The organism is Alteromonas gracilis (genome assembly GCF_002993325.1).
GTDB lineage: Bacteria > Pseudomonadota > Gammaproteobacteria > Enterobacterales > Alteromonadaceae > Alteromonas > Alteromonas gracilis.
The window spans coordinates 41588-58085 of record NZ_PVNO01000024.1 but is presented as its reverse complement, the minus strand read 5'-3'; the positions used below and the strand labels follow the sequence as shown (position 1 = coordinate 58085).

Here is a 16498-nt window from a genome sequence, read left to right as displayed (position 1 = left end):
GGGGGCGCTATGTTTGGAGTTTTCATTAAACGTCCAGTGATGGCCATCATGCTATCGCTGATGATTATATTTTTGGGCGTGTTGTCGGTGTTTAGCCTACCCACGTCACAGTTTCCCGATATTGCTCCGCCGCGAGTGCTTATTTCTCTGGCATATCCCGGTTCAAGTGCTGATGTGCTGGTGAAATCATCGCTGGTTACCATTGAGCGTTCAATCAACGGTGTGCCGGGCATGAAGTACATCGTGTCTGATGCGACAAGTGCGGGTGAAGCTACTATTCAAGTTATCTTCGATTTAGATGTGGATCCGAATCAGGCGCTAATTAATGTGAAAACGCGGCTTGATCAAATCATGAACAGGCTGCCTCAGCTAGTACAGCTGGAAGGGGTGGTGTTAGAACGCGTTCAGCCTAGCATGCTGATGTACATAAACGTTTATAGTACAGACGAAGCTGCTGATGAAAAGTTTCTGTACAACTATTCTAATATCAACCTCATACCTGAAATACAGCGAGTAAACGGTATTGCCAGTGCAAAAATATTGGGAAGCCGCCAGTACGCCATGCGAATTTGGCTGAAGCCCGATCGCATGCGCGCCTACAATGTTTCTGTGGATGAGATAATGGAGTCGATAGACGAGCAAAGCTTGATTGGACGCCCGGGACGACTTGGCAGAAGCTCAGGCATTACCGCTCAATCAAAGGAATACGTGCTTATTTACGAGGGACGTTATGACGAGCCTGAAGAATATAAAAATATCATTATTCGCGCCGACTCCGACGGTCGCTTGCTCAAATTAGGTGACATCGCCGATGTTGAGTTAAGCAGTGAATTCTTCGATATCTATTCAAACAAAGACGGATATCCTTCCGCTGCCATAGTACTTAAGCAGAACTATGGAAGCAGTGCCAATGAGGTAATTTCTCATGTGAAAGCCACCATGGCTGAACTAGAGAAAACGTTCCCAGAAGGTATGAAGTACGAAATTAACTACGACGTTTCTAAGTTTCTCGATGCCTCTATAGAGCAGGTGCTGCATACCCTGTTTGAAGCCTTTATTTTGGTTTCTTTGGTGGTGTTCATTTTTCTAGGTGACTGGCGCTCCACATTGATCCCGCTTCTCGCTGTGCCGGTTTCACTGGTGGGAACGTTTTTCTGCATGCAGGCTACAGGAGTGAACATTAACCTTATTACCCTGTTCGCTCTGGTGTTAGCGATAGGGATTGTGGTGGATAACGCTATTGTTATCGTGGAGGCCGTTCACGCAAAAATGGAAGAGAGCGCCAGCCTAACCCCTTATATGGCGACCCAACAAGTACTGGGCGAAATGGGGGGAGCTATTATCGCGATTACACTGGTGATGACGGCGGTTTTCGTACCTCTCATCTTTATGACGGGGCCGGTAGGTGTATTCTATCGCCAGTTCTCTATTACCATGTCATCGTCAATTATCATCTCGTGTATTGTAGCGCTGTCATTAACTCCTGTACTGTGTGCAATGTTGCTTAAAAACCCTCATTCACACACGAGAAAGGCAACGCCATTAAACAAGTTTATCGACGGGTTTAATCATTATTTCAACAAGTTAACCGGTCGTTATACAGGCATTGTCAAAGCTATCGTTACGCGCCGCAGTGTTACTATAGTGCTGCTTGCGGGCTTTGTCGTAAGTACCTTTGGCGTTAATCAGGCATTACCTACAGGCTTTATTCCCGGTGAAGACCAAGGGCAAATCTATGCCATCATTCAAACACCGCCAGGCAGTACTCTTGAAGCGACGAATACAGTAGCGCGAGAGCTGCAAAGCTTGGCGCTGGACGTTGAAGGCGTCTCCTCGGTGTCCTCGCTTGCTGGCTATGAAATCCTTACGGAAGGTCGAGGTTCAAACGCGGGTACCTGCTTGATTAACCTTAAAGACTGGGCTAATCGCGAACAGTCGGTACGTGATATTATTGAAGAGCTGGAAGCCAAAACGCACCACTTAGGCGCGGTTATTGAGTACTTTGAACCGCCAGTAGTGCCAGGGTATGGCGCTTCTTCGGGGTTATCATTCCGTTTACTCGATAAAACTAACACAACCGACTATCAAGAGTTCGACCAAATCAACAAAGCCTTCATGGAAGAACTAGGCAAACGTGATGAGCTAAAAGGTTTATTCACGTTTTACGCGGCCGATTATCCTCAATATAAAATTGAGATAGATAACCAAGCTGCAATGCAGAAAGGGGTATCTATTGGCGCCGCCATGGAGAATTTGAATATTCTTATTGGTAGTACTTACGAGCAAGGTTTCACGCGTTTTAATAACTTCTTCAAAGTGTACACACAAAGTGCACCGGAATATCGCCGTTATCCCAGCGATTTATTGGATTACTACGTGAAAAATGAAGAGGGTGAAATGGTGCCTTACTCTGCTTTTATGAAGCTGATCAAAACCCAAGGCCCTAACGAAATTACACGCTACAATCTTTATACGTCGGCAGCAATTCGCGCAGAGCCTGCTGCAGGATATACCTCGGCGCAAGCAATAAAAGCGGTTGAAGAAGTGGCGGCTGCCACCTTGCCAAAAGGATACGACATTGGTTGGGAAGGCCTGTCATTTGACGAAGCTAAACGAGGCAATGAAGCTATCGTTATCTTTGCCGTAGTATTGTTGTTTGTATATATCGTACTGGCATCACAGTACGAGAGTCTGCTTCTACCTTTCGCGGTGATTCTCTCGCTACCTACCGGTATTCTTGGCTCATTCCTGTTTTTAAAAGGTATGGGGCTGGCCAATGACGTTTATGCTCAGCTTGGCTTGGTTATGCTGGTTGGGTTACTTGGTAAAAACGCCGTATTGATAGTGGAATACGCAGTGCAAAAAAATCAGCAGGGCTTATCAATTGCCGACGCGGCAGTTGAAGCGGCCAAACAGCGCTTTCGTCCAATCCTAATGACATCGTTCTCGTTTGTAGCAGGGTTAATTCCGCTTGTTATTGCAACGGGTGCAGGCGCAGTGGGAAATAGAACTATTGGTGCTTCTGCCTTAGGCGGTACTTTGTTCGGCACTATTTTTGGCGTGCTGGTTATTCCGGGGCTTTACTACTTGTTCGCCAAAATTGAAGAAGGTAAGTCATTAATCAAAAACGAAGATCACGTTCCCCTTACTGAAACTTACCACTATAACGATGAGGTGCTAAGCGATGACAAATAAAAAGCGATTTACTTATAAGCCGTTGTGGTTAGCGCTTAGTAGTGCGTTGTTAGTACAGGCATGTGCTATTCCTACCATTGAAACACGAAACCCTAATCTAGATCTGCCAGAGCAATTTAATGCGAAAGTATCGCAATTGGATACTCAGGCAGGTTATAGGGAAAAAGACAGTACGCTAGCGAACATTCAATGGAGTGAGTGGTTTAACGACCCTACGCTTTCTGCGCTTGTGGAAACGGCGGTTAAGAATAATCAAGAAGTGTCTATATTAGTTCAACGCATTAATATGGCGTCGAATGAAGTGTATGCGCGAGAGGGGGAATATTTGCCTCGACTCTCTGCGGGGATAGCAGCTGAAACTGAAAAGGTTGGCGAATATACCCGGGAAGGCGCAGTAGAAGAACAGTTAAATATCAAGGAGGATAAAGAATTTCCTGACCCGCTGGCAAACTTAAAGCTAGGCCTTAATGCGTCTTGGGAAATTGACGTTTGGCATAAGCTAAGAGATGCGTCTAAAGTAGCTTCACTCGAATACTTGGCGTCCGTAGAAAGTAAAAACTTTTTCGTTACCCAGTTAGTATCTGAAGTTGCGCGAGCTTACTATGAACTGCTGGCGTTAGATAACAAGCTAGAGAACCTCGACTCAACCATTTCGCTACAGCGCAATGTTATTCACACTATTAATGCGTTGAAAGAATACGGGCGGGCGTCATCACTACCCGTTGCGCGCTTTAACGCGGAAGTGAAGAAAAACGAGAGCGAGCGTTACTTGATTGAGCAGGAAATTCTTGAAAAAGAGAACATGCTTAATCTGTTATTAGGACGCACTCCACAGCCCATTCAAAGGGACAGTAGCGTGTTACTTGACGCTAAAATCATCAACCCACAGGTGGGAGTTCCTTCTGCGCTGTTAGATAATCGCCCGGATATAAAACAAGCTGCACTCACGCTTCAGGCAGCAGAGTTAAATATCGATGTAGCTAAAGCCAACTTCTACCCTTCTTTTGAATTAAAAGCTGGTTTAGGTTTATCTGCGTTTGATAGCCGTTACTTGTTTAATGTGCCCGAGTCATTGGCATATTCGTTATCTGGTGATGTTTTCGCGCCATTAATAAACCGCAGGGCGATTGAAGCGGTTTACCAAAATGCCAGCGCCGAACAAATTGAAGCGGCTTATGAATATGAACTGACCGTTTTAACGGCGGTAGCCGAAGTCACTACTAGTTTATCGAAGCTCGATAATTTGGAAAAAAGTGCTGAAGCAAGGCGTCATCAAATTGCTTCGCTCGAACAGTCGATTGATATTGCCAACAGACTTTTCTCGTCAGCTCATGGCGAGTATTTAGAAGTACTGCTTGCACAAAGAGAAGCACTGGAGGCGCGAAGCGAGTTTATAGAAACCCGTCAGCAGCAAATGGCCGCACTGGTCGATTTGTACCAGGCACTCGGAGGCGGGTGGCAGTCTTAAAATAACTAGGAGAGCGTTAGCTCTCCTTTTTTCTTTTTTACCTGCTTTATCAAAAGCTGAAGGCGAATATCTGTCTTCACATTTGAGAGCTGTCCCCCCCCGGTCAGGTCATGCTTAAGCGTTAGCATTATGACGTCCATATGCAACTAACCATAAGGCAAATTAACAAGCGTTCTCCTGTGCATTAGTGTTGATGTACCGTTTATAAATTGCGCTTAATCGTCTACCAGGTGTCGTTTAACGTTTAATCTTTATTGAGCTAATTTATTCAGTAATATGGAAATGTTTAAACCATCACTCAAAATTAATTACGCCAGAAAAATAAAAAGACCAGCTTCTTTAGTGTATTGCAAAGGTCGTTAGGTCTGAATAACGAAGAATAAGGTGAGATATGTCTTCATATAGAAGTCGCAGATGTTTGTCAGTAAAGCTGCGCCAAGCGGCATTAGCAGCACTTTTTTGCGGGGGCGCCTTAGCCTTATCAAATACGGTATTAGCAAGTACAGTACTAGCGAGCACTGAGGCTGAAATTACCGATACAGATAATAGCCACTATTTTCAATCAGAAGATATTTTCAATTTAGAATACGTGAGCGAAGTTCAGGTATCGCCAAACCGTAAATATATCGCCTATGTACGTCGCTCGAACGACATCATGTCTGACAGCAGTCGCGCGAACGTCTGGCTAGCGTCTGTAGATGGCAAATCTCATCGCCCGTTACTGTCATCTAAAAAGAGTTACTATTCTATCCGCTGGTCACCAGACGGTAGTCGTTTGGCTTACCTTTCTAATGAAGAAGGCAAACCTCAGCTTTACGTACGGTGGATGGATACAGGACAAACAGCACTCGTCACAAATGTGACTTCAAGCCCAAGCAACATTACATGGTCGCCAGATCGCAAGTATATTGCGTTCACCATGAGCGTAGATGCCAAGGAAAAGCCGCTAGACGTTAAAATGCCTAAAAAGCCTGACGGTGCAAAGTGGTCTCCTAGCTTTCAATATATCACTAAAGCCCGTTATCAAGCCGATGGACGCGGTGTTCTTGAGCCTGCTTATACCCATATTTTTGTTGTTCCTGCCGAGGGAGGCACAGCAAGACAGCTCACGTCAGGTAACTATCATCACAACGGGCGTTTAAGTTTCTCTCCTGATGGCAATAAAATTTATTTCTCTGCCAACCGCAGTGACAATTGGGAATATGAACCTGTTGAGGGGGATATCTTCTCTGTGGATATGATGGGAAATATCGCGCAGCTAACTAGCGATAAAGGCCTCGAATCATCGCCCGTAGTATCTCCTGACGGAAAGCATATTGCTTTTGCGCGTCGCGATGACGAAAAAGTGATGTACAAAAATAGCTATTTGTATGTGATGAAGAGCGATGGTACAGATGCTCAAAACTTAACAAAAGACATTGATAACTCGGTATCTAACTTCCATTGGAAAAATAATAAGCATATCTATTTTCAGCAATCGGTACGCGGCTTAGCGCAAGTTGATGTGGTGTCTTTGTCAGGCAAAGTGAAAACAGTGGCTAGCGGTTTAGGTGGCACTACACTCGGTCGTCCTTACGTGTTTGGTACCTATCACGCGGTAGGTGATGTAGTGGCATACACCAAAGGACGAACCGATCGTCCTGCGGATCTATTTGTTACTACTCGAAGCGAGCGACAGCTTACGGCACTTAATGAAGACGTGCTGGGTCACAAGCAGTTGGGTGAAGTTAAAGAAATGGTCTATCAGTCTTCTATTGATGGTGAAGAAATTCAAGGTTGGTACATTCTGCCGCCAAACTATGACAGCACGAAAACCTACCCACTTATTTTGGAAATTCACGGCGGGCCAAATCTCGCCTATGGCCCTGTGTTTACTGCTGAGCTGCAGCGCATGGCAGCAGAGGGCTATGTGGTGTTTTACGACAACCATCGCGGCAGTACAGGTTATGGTGAACGCTTTGCACTATTACTTCAAGAGAAGTACAGCTCGGAATATGACTTCTCAGATCATATGTCCGGCGTCGACGCGTTAATAGAAAAGGGAATAGCTGACCCAGAGCGCCTGTTTATAACGGGTGGTTCAGCAGGAGGGATTGCATCAGCCTATGCCATTGGCCTCACCAATCGATTCAAAGCCGCTGTGGTTGCTAAACCTGTTATTAACTGGCTATCGAAAGTACTGACTGCCGATTCTGGTCTTTATCAAATCCCTTTTCAATTTCCTGGCAAGCCTTGGGATAACGTAGAGCATTACTGGAAGCGCTCACCTTTGTCGCTAGTAGGAAACGTAACGACACCAACCATGTTGATTACCGGTGTGGAGGATAAACGCACGCCCATGTCTGAGACTGAGCAGTTTTATCAGGCTTTAAAGCTTCAAAAGGTCGATAGCGTGTTAGTAAAAGTACCTGGGTCACCGCACGGGATTGCTTCCAAGCCGTCTAGAATGATTGGTAAAGTTGAAAACATTCTGGCTTGGTTTAAAAAGTACGACATCGTACCGTCACAAAACACGCAAGTTGAAGCTAAGTAGTTAGTTTGCTGGGGTTAAGAAAAGGTGGGGCTATTGCGTTGATTCAATCGGTTCAAGGCCCCATTTTTTAGTATTCGAGCGTACTTTCCATTGGCTTTTAAAATCGAAAGCGCGATTAAAAGTCGCGTTTTTTGTCTATTCCACGGCTGGATGTAATTGCTCAATGTTAGGAACAATAGAGAGTTTCAAATCAAGGGCTTTCCAGTAATGGCTTTCTCGCAATAGATCAGCAGAGATAATCGGTTTTTCGTCTAGCCACCCCTCAGGGAAGGTGATGGTGAGTTCGCTCTTTTCCACATTCACTAAAAGTTCTGGAACAAAGCCTTCCTGGCGTTTGATATTCAACAACACGCCCAAGCGCAATAAAGCGATTAAGCGTTTTACCGCAAGATCGTCAAATAAGTTGAACGAAGGCAGTTCGTTAATGCGAATTTTCTTTCTGTGAAACCTGACCAATGTGGCTAGTAATAATTGTTGTTCTTGTGTAAACCCAGGCATATCCGTGTTGCCAAGTATATAAGCACTGTGTTTTTGAATGCCACGAGAGTTAATTTGCATGCCGACTTCATGAAGTAGAGCTGCCCATCCGAGCATGCTTTTAAAATCACGGCCTTTAAGCTTCCACACTTTTTCAACCTCGCGAAACAGCGTAAGTGTTGTGTTCAAAACCATGGTGGCTTGTGAGGTATCTACGTCATAGCGGGTGGCCAAACTACTGGCGGTTCTGCCGCGAATATCTGCGTGGTGCAACTCATCTTCCATTTGATAAAGAACACCCTCACGTAAGGCTGCTGGAGAATAGACTAAGCCTTCAATTTCCAGCGCTTTAAATACGGCGATAAGAATAGCGAGGCCGCCAGCGATAACTACGCGGCGATCTTCACTTAAATCAGGATAGCTAAGCTTGTCTATATGTCCTGCACTAATGAACTGCTTCATCAAGTTGCGCAAGCTCTTGAGCGTCACAGGTATATCGTGGCCATTCGGCCTGTCTTGCTGACAAAGAGTAAATAGTGAACGAATGGTACCTGATGTACCGATACACTGAACCCAACCTAATCTGCGATATTTGTTGTCGATTAACTCAAGTTCTTGTTGTGCCGCGGTAATGGCGCGATCAAAGGCTTTTGCCTTTAGCTCACCATCTGAAAAGAAGCGCTTGGTGTAGCTAACGCAGCCCATTTGAAGACTACGGCAGAGTAAGGGGGTGAAGCCTTCGCCAATGACGAATTCGGTAGAACCACCACCGATGTCTACCACTAACTGCTGACCGTCTGCATGATTGGTATGGGCCACACCTGAGTATATAAGTCGCGCCTCTTCTACCCCCGAGATGACTTCAATAGGGTAGGGAAGAATGTCTTTTGCTGCATTAATAAAATCGCGAGCGTTTCTCGCCCTTCGCAGCGTATGGGTCGCCACAATCCGCACTGAGTCAGGTTCAAAACCTTTCAGGCTCTCAGCGACTACTTTCAGCATGGCGAGGCCGCGCTCCATGGCCTCCTCAGACAGAATATCGTCTTCGTTGAGACCTTCGGCCAAGCGAACCTTTTGTTTAACCCTATGCAAAATTTGCACAGACCCAGCAACAATGCGAGCTACTACTAAGTGGAAACTGTTAGAGCCAATATCTAACGCCGCAACTTTACTTACCTCACGGGTTTCCACATCATTAAAAACGGATTCATGCTGGATCATGTACTGATTTTTTATCCTACAAAGTGTCTTCAAGCTTCTTCAGGTAGTCATAAATGTCTATCTGAGAGCGAAGTTTTTTACGGTTACCCCTGCGAACGTACTTGTTGCTCTGATCCTTGTCAATCACTCGTGCTTTAAGGGTATCTTTAAATTGAAGCTCCATTATATCAACAATGCGCTGTTGAAGCCCTTTATCGTAAACAGGGCAACCTACTTCGATACGGTTATCCATATTCCGAGTCATCCAATCGGCCGATGAAATGTACACTTTTCTTTCGCCGCCGCCTTCAAAAATCATTACGCGGGGGTGTTCAAGGAACCTATCAACGATAGAGATAATTTCGATGTTTTCACTTATTCCTTTTATCCCAGGATTCAGTGAGCACATACCGCGAACAATACCGCGAATTTTAACGCCAGCCTGGCTTGCGCGATACAAATCATCGATAAGTTCTTTATCAACAAGGTTGTTAATTTTGAACGTAATTTGAGCCTTCTGTCCCTGATTTAAATGCTGAATTTCTTGACGAATCAGAGACTGAATTTTAGTTCTGGCATTTAGTGGCGATATTTGAAGATGCTGGAATTTATAGCGTCTATAAGGGTATTGAATGAGATCAAATACCGCGACGCCTTCATCTGCCAATTCTTGATTACGGGTAAACAAGCTGTAATCGGTATAAATTTTAGCGGTTTTCTCGTTAAAGTTACCTGTACCAAAATGCGCATAATTCACCAAGCTTCCCCGTTCTTCACGGGTCACGATACATAGTTTAGAGTGAATTTTAAGGGTAGGCACACCGAGCACTACGCGTATACCCGCATCCGTCATGCGCTTAGACCATTCAATGTTGGCCTCTTCATCAAAGCGTGCGCGAAGTTCTACAACAACCGTTACTTTCTTACCGTTGTCCACCGCGTCAATCAACGAGTTAACAATGCGCGAATTACTCGCAACACGATAAATATTGATACGTATGGTTTTGACATTCGGGTCGAAGGCTGCCTGGCGTAAAAACTCGGTGAAGTGCAAAAAGCGATGATACGGGTAATAAAGCAAAATATCCCGTGCCGTAATGGCATCAAATACCGTGTTGTATTTCGAAAAGGCTTTACTGTCTATTGCAGGAAGTGGTGCATGCTCTAGATACTCTCGGCCCACATTTGGAAAGCCAATAAAGTCTTTAAAGTTGCGGTAGTGCCCAGCAGCGTGCATGGTATCAAGCTTGGTGATTTTTAAGCGCTTGCGCAGATCAGACTGCATATCCTCTGGCATGTCGGTATCGTAAATTACCCGCACAGGTTCAGCAATTAAACGCTGCTTCATACTTTCAGACATCTTCTCAACAAAGCTTTCGTCAATTTCTTCGTTAATCGAGTATTCAGCGTCACGTGTCATTTTGAACGAGAAGGCCTCTATTTCATCAAACTTAACAAAACCGCGAAATATGTCTTCGATACAGAGCTGAATCATGTCATCAAGCATAATAATGCTCTTCTTCTTTTTGCTCTTTTGTGGCGGTATTAACATGAAACGCGACATTTCAGTTGTTGGCACTTGAATCACAGCAAACCTTGGGTTGCGGTCCTTCCTTCTAAGAGCAACGTAAAGGTATACCGATGTGCCGTTGAGTCGGCTGAGCAAGTCGGTTTTTTTATCAATTAGAATAGGGGCTATGTGGCGAAGCGCTTTGTTTACGAAAAAATTGCGAACCCACTGTTTCTGATAGTCATCAAGGTCATCTTTTCTGAGAATATGGATGTTGTAGCGAGCAAGCGCTTTAACAACTTCTTTATGTATTTGGTCAAATTTTTCAGAAAGGTGTACTACTTTCTTCTGAATTTGCGCCATTAAGCCGATGAGTCGCTCTGCTTCTTCCTCGTTTCCATCATTTTGTGCGATGGTGATTTGACGCTTAACGTCGGCGGCGCGAACACGGTAGAATTCATCAAGGTTGTTTGAGTAAATGCCTAGAAAGCGAATTCGCTCTATTGCAGGGTTATTTTTATCCGCTGCTTCCTGAAGCACTCGTTCATTGAATGCAAGCCAACTTAATTCTTTGGGATAATATAAAACGTCGTTATCCATAATGTCTCATTTCACGTTCATAAAAATGGTCAAAGACTGCCATCAGTCGGTGACACTACTGTGACAAAACGCGCCTTGTGTAAGAAACAAAGGGGCGTTGCGGTGATTCCGTTACCTTTCAAAGCTCAACGCTTTGGTTTGTTAATCACTGATAAGTGAGTAACAGTTATTTTTGATTGCACTAACGCTTTGCCGAAATGTCTACAACTAAGTCGTTAGCTAGTGATTCTAATGCATCTTGCAACGCACCATCGTCAAAGTCTTCAGGTACCGCAATTTCTGCTTTGGCTTTAAATATGAGACTTCCCCAATTAGGGGCACTTTCGCAATGGGATGCAAAGGTTAGAATATTCAAATTGAATTGGTTAAGTACTGATGTGAGTTCTTGAACGATACCTGTTTTATCGTTACCCATTACATCAACGGTGAGTTTTGTGTTGTTATTGTTTTGCTCACTAGCTACCGCCACCGATTGTACTGATAAATCCGTTATGGCATCCAGCGCATCAATTAAATTCTGCTTGTGCTCTTCCGTTACGTGCACTTCTACAAAGCCAGTAAACATACCCGCCATATGTGCAAAGCTTGAACCTTGCCAATTGCCTTCATGTTTGTATATGCACTTAGCTAGTGCATCCACTAGACCAGGCTTATCTTTACCCATAATACTTATAACCAATGACTGCATTTTATGCTCCTTATTGGGCTGGTAGAGAAAAACTTTTGATCGTCTTTCCGTAGGGTAATACCATAGGCGCCGCGTAAGTTGCGCGAAGGTAATGCTATAAACTTTCACTTGCTATTAGCATAACAAAACTTACACTGCTCACCAGTGCAATTTAGGGTTATTCTTCTGAAAAATGAAGAATTTCGAAAATAAGAACCATTAAACTACCGCATGACTTTCGATAGCAACAGCATGAACAAAAAACGCCTGCGCAATGATAGGCGGGCACGTTATGTAGTAACGGGCTTTGGCGGTCTTGTTTTACTGACTCTTGTTATTCTAGTGACTCACCTGATTATTCAGGCTTTACCCTTAGCATATAGCCCCAGTTTACATCTTATTGCTTCATATCAAATTCCAAAAAACGAACGAATTATAATTGCCGGTGACTTCATAAATAGTCAGCCGCTGTTGGTTAAAAAGCAAGACTGTCGTCTAGGCTTAAAACAGCTTGATAAAGCGAATTTAGTTGGTATCCACGACTATATTCGTCCATGTGGTCATGTGTTATCTGCGCAAAATATGATGGGCGAAAACTACATTGTAGACGTCTCTCCAAATGCTCAAGTGAGGGTGTTGCCTGTTCGGTCGTTTATTATGAGCGCCAGTGAAAGCGCAGATACATCGGCACATTCCGCTTTGGCAGGCCAAACCCAGATAATGAGTTTTGCCCTTCCAAAGGAAGAATGGAATAGACGGAATGAATGGAATTTTGCACTGTCTTCTAAATGGGCGGTGGTATCGATTCAACGTGAAAATAGCATCTTTATACGATGGATTAATCGGCAGCAGCCAACCAATATTATAGATAAACGTTTTAACAACGTTGAACGCTCTGTCCTGTTGCCGGGTAGTGAAAGCGTGCTTCTTCAGTTTGACGATGGGTTGTTCCTTAATAGGTTACGTGATGATGACGCTACATTGCAGCCCATAGCAGGTGACCTTGGCTTAGCGAGTGATGCGCCAATTGTCTTTCCTCTTGCCAAAGATCGCACTTTCTTTTTGGTGAATAGCAACGCTAGAACCCTGACTCGGTGGGTAATAAGCAAAAGTGAAAAGGGGCTCACCTTCGAACCGACCTACCACATTCCTCTAGTCGATGAAAAAGTGTTAGACGTGGCAGAGCATGCCAGTATTAACCTAGTGGCAGTAATGACGAGCAAAGGAAGGTTACTGCTTGTCAACCGTGTTTCGGGTGATGTTGTGTCGGTACAAAAATTTAATCATCCTGTCGCTAATATAATTTGGTACGGCGACAAGTTGTACGGATTCTTTGACACCGCGGTGTCGGTATGGGAAGGAAAGCATTTAAGCGGAATAACAACATGGGCGTCGCTTTTTGAGCCTCAGCACTATGAAGGATATGAGACCGAGAATACGGTATGGCAAACCACTAGCGCATCAGACTATCAAGAAGCTAAATTTAGCTTAACGCCACTTCTTATTGGCAGTATCAAAGCATCTCTTCTTGCATTACTTATTGCTATACCCGTCGCAATCGGCGCGGCAATTTACACGGCGTTTTTTGCCAAAAGCCGTCTGCGTAATATAGTCAAGCCCGCGATTGAGCTGCTAGAAGCTATCCCCAGCGTATTAATTGGCTTCATTGCCGCTATCTGGCTATCACCAAAAGCAGAGCAATTTCTCTTTTCCTTTGCTTTCTTTCTTATTGTTATACCTTTTGTGCTAATCGCGGTGGCACTTGTCCAGCGGCCAGTGGCGGACTATCTTCCTAAACGATTCCGGCATGGGGCTGAACTTATGTTTGCTTTGGGGGGCGTGTTCGTATTGGGATTTGTAAGTGTAGAGTTTGCACCATCAATCGTGTTCTCTTTAATTGGCGTTGACGGTTTTACCTTACTCGCTTCTGAGTCAAACAGCCCCATAGGCAAAACCACTATTGTAGTCGCGCTAGCGCTGGGCGTAGCTATATCGCCCAGTATATATTCACTAGCCGAAGATGCTATAAACGGGGTTCCGAAAGACTTAAAGCATGCTTCATTTGCACTAGGCGCGACTCGATTGCAAACCCTTTTGCACGTGGTGTTGCACGTTGCACTGCCTGGTATTGTAGCAGCAATAATGTTGGGGTTTGGTCGCGCCTTCGGCGAGACCATGATAGTACTAATGGTCACCGGGAATACACCCATATCAAGCTGGGGGTTAATAGAAGGTTTGCGAGCACTTACTGCTAATTTAGCGATAGAGCTACCAGAGGCTGAAGTCACTTCTGCCCACTATCAAATCTTGTTCTTAACTGCCTGCATATTGTTTTTGTTTACATTCATGGTGAACACAATTGCAGAGCTTTTACGACAGCGACTCAGGAGCAGACAACATCATGCTTAGTCGTCAATCGTTTGGGCTAAACGCGGTTCAGCGCCAGTCTTTCGTTATTAGCTTAACCGCCTTTTTTACGAGTCTGTTGCTCATTGCACTTGTAAGCGTGCTCATTCTTATTGGAATGCGAGGAATGGCCTATTTTTGGCCTGAGCCGATTTATATGGTGACGGGAAAACAACCTGACGGCAGCGCTTTCACCGTTTTTGCCAATGTTTTTGAGGATCCATCGGGTGGCGACGTTAGGCTAAAGTACTCTGATAGCCAGACCCCTTATGGCTCGCAGAAACAACTTGCCGAAGATCAGGTTGAAAGTCTGGACCTTATACCGGAAAGCGCTGAGATAAAATTCCAAGATGGAAGACGAGTGCTCGCCATTCCAGAATATATTGTCGTGCCTTCAAAGCCCGCTCAGGGACTTGAGAAAATAAACGCAGTAATGGATGAAGTTGCTCTGATTACTGCGCAAATAGAAGAGCTAAACACGCAAAAACTAGCGCCTATTCACGAAGCCCTTTCACAATTTGATAAACGAAGGGTTGATGAGGAAGCTCCCGCTAGAGAAAAGCTGGTAGCCTCGTTTACTGAATATCAGAAGCGCGTAGAAGCGTTAGAAGCAACGCGAGCGGAATACAAGCTGTGGGTTATGTTTGCCGATAAGTCTGCTTTTGTTATTCCAATGTCTGATGTTCAGAGCGTGGACATTGTGAGTCGACTAAGCACGTTCGAAAAATGGAAGGTCGTGTTTTCAGAAATTGGTGTGTTTCTCAGTGACTCTCCTAAACAAGCTAATACATCAGGCGGGGTATTTCCGGCACTATTTGGCACTGTACTGATGGTGTTTCTAATGACGATTATAGTCACCCCTTTTGGCGTATTGGCTGCGATATACTTGAGTGAGTACGCACCCCATTCAGCTCTGACGACGACCATACGCGTGAGTGTAAGTAATATGGCTGGTGTTCCCTCTATCGTTTACGGCGTATTTGGATTAGGCTTTTTCGTTTACACGCTAGGGGGCAGTATAGACGAACTGCTTTTCAGTGACGCACTGCCGTCACCCACTATGGGGAGCCCTGGTATTTTCTGGGCTGCACTAACAATGGCTATTTTAACGCTGCCTGTTGTGATCGTGGCGACCGAAGAGGGTTTACGCAGGGTGCCGGAAGGTTTGAAAACAGGAAGCTATGCTTTGGGCGCAACGAAATTTGAGACCATTGTTCGCACAGTTTTACCTATAGCATCGCCTGGTATTATGACTGGCGTAATACTCGCCATTGCGAGAGCTGCCGGAGAAGTTGCTCCTCTAATGTTAGTTGGTGCCGTTAAATTTGCCCCTGCTTTACCGATAGATGGTGAATTTCCCTATTTACACCTAGACAGACAGTTTATGCATCTTGGCGTTCTTATATATGATGGCGCCTTCCACAGCCAGACTGATGGAAAAAGCGCAAGTATGATGTTTGCAGCCTGTTTACTTTTACTTATTGTTGTATTCATCTTAAATATATTGGCTGTGTTACTAAGAGCACGTCTGCGCAAACGCTATATCACAGGATAATTACAGGTTTTGATAACATGTTGAAGTTGTTCGAACACAATACACTAAACGTTGACGACATTAGTGCAGAACAAACCGCAGTAGAGGTGAGAAACCTCAATCTGTGGTTTGGTAATAAGCATGTGTTGAATGACATCAGCATGCGAATACCCAAAAACAAAATAACGGCTTTGATAGGTCAAAGTGGCTGTGGTAAATCTACGCTTATTAGCTGTTTCAACCGCCTTAACGACTTGTATGATGGCTGTAAGTACAACGGTGAAATCATAATCGATGGCAGAAACATTAATAGTCGAAAAATAAATGTGTCCCGTCTCAGAACGAATGTAGGCATGGTGTTTCAGCGGCCAAATCCGTTTCCTATGAGCATTTATGAAAACGTTTGCTATGGGTTGAAACTGCAAGGCGTCAAAGTGCGCCGTCATTTAGATGATGCTGTTGAAAGTGCACTTAAACAAGCGGCGTTGTGGGATGAAGTTAAAGATCGCCTGTTCGAATCTGCCCATGTTCTATCTGGTGGTCAGCAGCAGCGTTTGGTTATTGCGCGGGCGCTAGCGCTAAAGCCTGATATTCTGCTGCTTGATGAGCCCACTTCAGCGCTGGATCCGCTTACTACTCTATTTATCGAAGAACTTATGGATTCGCTAAAAAAGCAGTGCACCATCATTATTGTGACCCACAACATGCAGCAAGCGTCTCGTGTGAGCGACTATACGGCCTTCTTCCATCAGGGCAGATTGATAGAGTATGCAGACAGTGACACGCTATTTACCATGCCTGAAAAAAAGCAGACAGAAGATTATATTACTGGGCGCTATGGTTAATCTAATCATCCATATATCCCACACTTACCTTGTGCAGCGCGCAGCAAAACTTCGTTTTGCTGC

9 protein-coding genes are annotated in these 16498 nt (G+C 44.6%); 6 read left to right on the top strand and 3 right to left on the bottom strand.

All coding sequences use genetic code 11. The features are described from left to right. The first annotated feature begins 9 nt into the window (after window positions 1-9). The 3 genes from C6Y39_RS07310 to C6Y39_RS07300 all read left to right on the top strand — a co-directional run bounded on the left by C6Y39_RS07310 (window position 10) and on the right by C6Y39_RS07300 (window position 7196). Entirely contained in the window at window positions 10-3195 is a 3186-nt protein-coding gene (locus C6Y39_RS07310) for an efflux RND transporter permease subunit (protein ID WP_105930636.1), read from the top strand. Next, on the top strand, window positions 3185-4663 hold the full coding sequence (locus C6Y39_RS07305) for a TolC family protein (RefSeq protein ID WP_105930635.1): 1479 nt from the start codon (window positions 3185-3187) through the stop codon (window positions 4661-4663). The genes C6Y39_RS07310 and C6Y39_RS07305 overlap by 11 nt, the downstream gene beginning before the upstream one ends. Window positions 4664-5054: 391 nt before the next feature. Next, the gene (locus tag C6Y39_RS07300) at window positions 5055-7196 is read left to right on the top strand and encodes an alpha/beta hydrolase family protein (RefSeq protein WP_105930634.1); all 2142 of its coding nucleotides are present in this window, start codon (window positions 5055-5057) and stop codon (window positions 7194-7196) included. Between the two features lie 135 nt (window positions 7197-7331). On the opposite strand, the gene ppx is transcribed toward C6Y39_RS07300, so the two are convergent. The 3 genes from ppx to C6Y39_RS07285 form a co-directional block, all read right to left on the bottom strand. Next, entirely contained in the window at window positions 7332-8894 is a 1563-nt protein-coding gene (ppx, locus tag C6Y39_RS07295) for an exopolyphosphatase (protein ID WP_105930633.1), read from the bottom strand. Between the two features lie 16 nt (window positions 8895-8910). Further along, window positions 8911-10983, bottom strand: coding sequence for a polyphosphate kinase 1 (gene ppk1, locus C6Y39_RS07290; protein WP_105930632.1), 2073 nt, complete (start codon window positions 10981-10983; stop codon window positions 8911-8913). Window positions 10984-11164: 181 nt separating this feature from the next. Beyond that, a complete protein-coding gene (locus C6Y39_RS07285; protein ID WP_105930631.1) occupies window positions 11165-11671 on the bottom strand; it encodes a glycine cleavage system transcriptional repressor in 507 nt (168 codons plus the stop codon). A 210-nt stretch (window positions 11672-11881) separates the two neighbouring features. On the opposite strand from C6Y39_RS07285, the gene C6Y39_RS07280 reads away from it, so the two are divergent. The 3 genes from C6Y39_RS07280 to pstB are packed head-to-tail and all read left to right on the top strand — an operon-like array spanning window position 11882 to window position 16435. After that, entirely contained in the window at window positions 11882-14059 is a 2178-nt protein-coding gene (locus C6Y39_RS07280; protein WP_105930630.1) for an ABC transporter permease subunit, read from the top strand. Further along, window positions 14052-15611 (top strand): phosphate ABC transporter permease PstA, encoded by a 1560-nt coding sequence (gene pstA / locus C6Y39_RS07275; protein WP_105930629.1) that lies wholly within the window; start codon window positions 14052-14054, stop codon window positions 15609-15611. Before C6Y39_RS07280 ends, pstA begins: the two co-directional genes overlap by 8 nt. Window positions 15612-15628: 17 nt before the next feature. Further along, window positions 15629-16435, top strand: a complete 807-nt coding sequence (gene pstB / locus C6Y39_RS07270; protein ID WP_105930628.1) for a phosphate ABC transporter ATP-binding protein PstB — start codon at window positions 15629-15631, stop codon at window positions 16433-16435. Window positions 16436-16498: the final 63 nt, after the last annotated feature.

Excerpts from the sequence above, each read along its gene's own strand:
- C6Y39_RS07310 (WP_105930636.1), top strand. The coding sequence starts at position 10 with ATGTTTGGAGTTTTCATTAAACGTCCAGTGATGGCCATCATGCTATCG.
- C6Y39_RS07305 (WP_105930635.1), top strand. The coding sequence starts at position 3,185 with ATGACAAATAAAAAGCGATTTACTTATAAGCCGTTGTGGTTAGCGCTT.
- C6Y39_RS07300 (WP_105930634.1), top strand. The coding sequence starts at position 5,055 with ATGTCTTCATATAGAAGTCGCAGATGTTTGTCAGTAAAGCTGCGCCAA.
- ppx (WP_105930633.1), bottom strand. The coding sequence starts at position 8,894 with ATGATCCAGCATGAATCCGTTTTTAATGATGTGGAAACCCGTGAGGTA.
- ppk1 (WP_105930632.1), bottom strand. The coding sequence starts at position 10,983 with ATGGATAACGACGTTTTATATTATCCCAAAGAATTAAGTTGGCTTGCA.
- C6Y39_RS07285 (WP_105930631.1), bottom strand. The coding sequence starts at position 11,671 with ATGCAGTCATTGGTTATAAGTATTATGGGTAAAGATAAGCCTGGTCTA.
- C6Y39_RS07280 (WP_105930630.1), top strand. The coding sequence starts at position 11,882 with ATGACTTTCGATAGCAACAGCATGAACAAAAAACGCCTGCGCAATGAT.
- pstA (WP_105930629.1), top strand. The coding sequence starts at position 14,052 with ATGCTTAGTCGTCAATCGTTTGGGCTAAACGCGGTTCAGCGCCAGTCT.
- pstB (WP_105930628.1), top strand. The coding sequence starts at position 15,629 with ATGTTGAAGTTGTTCGAACACAATACACTAAACGTTGACGACATTAGT.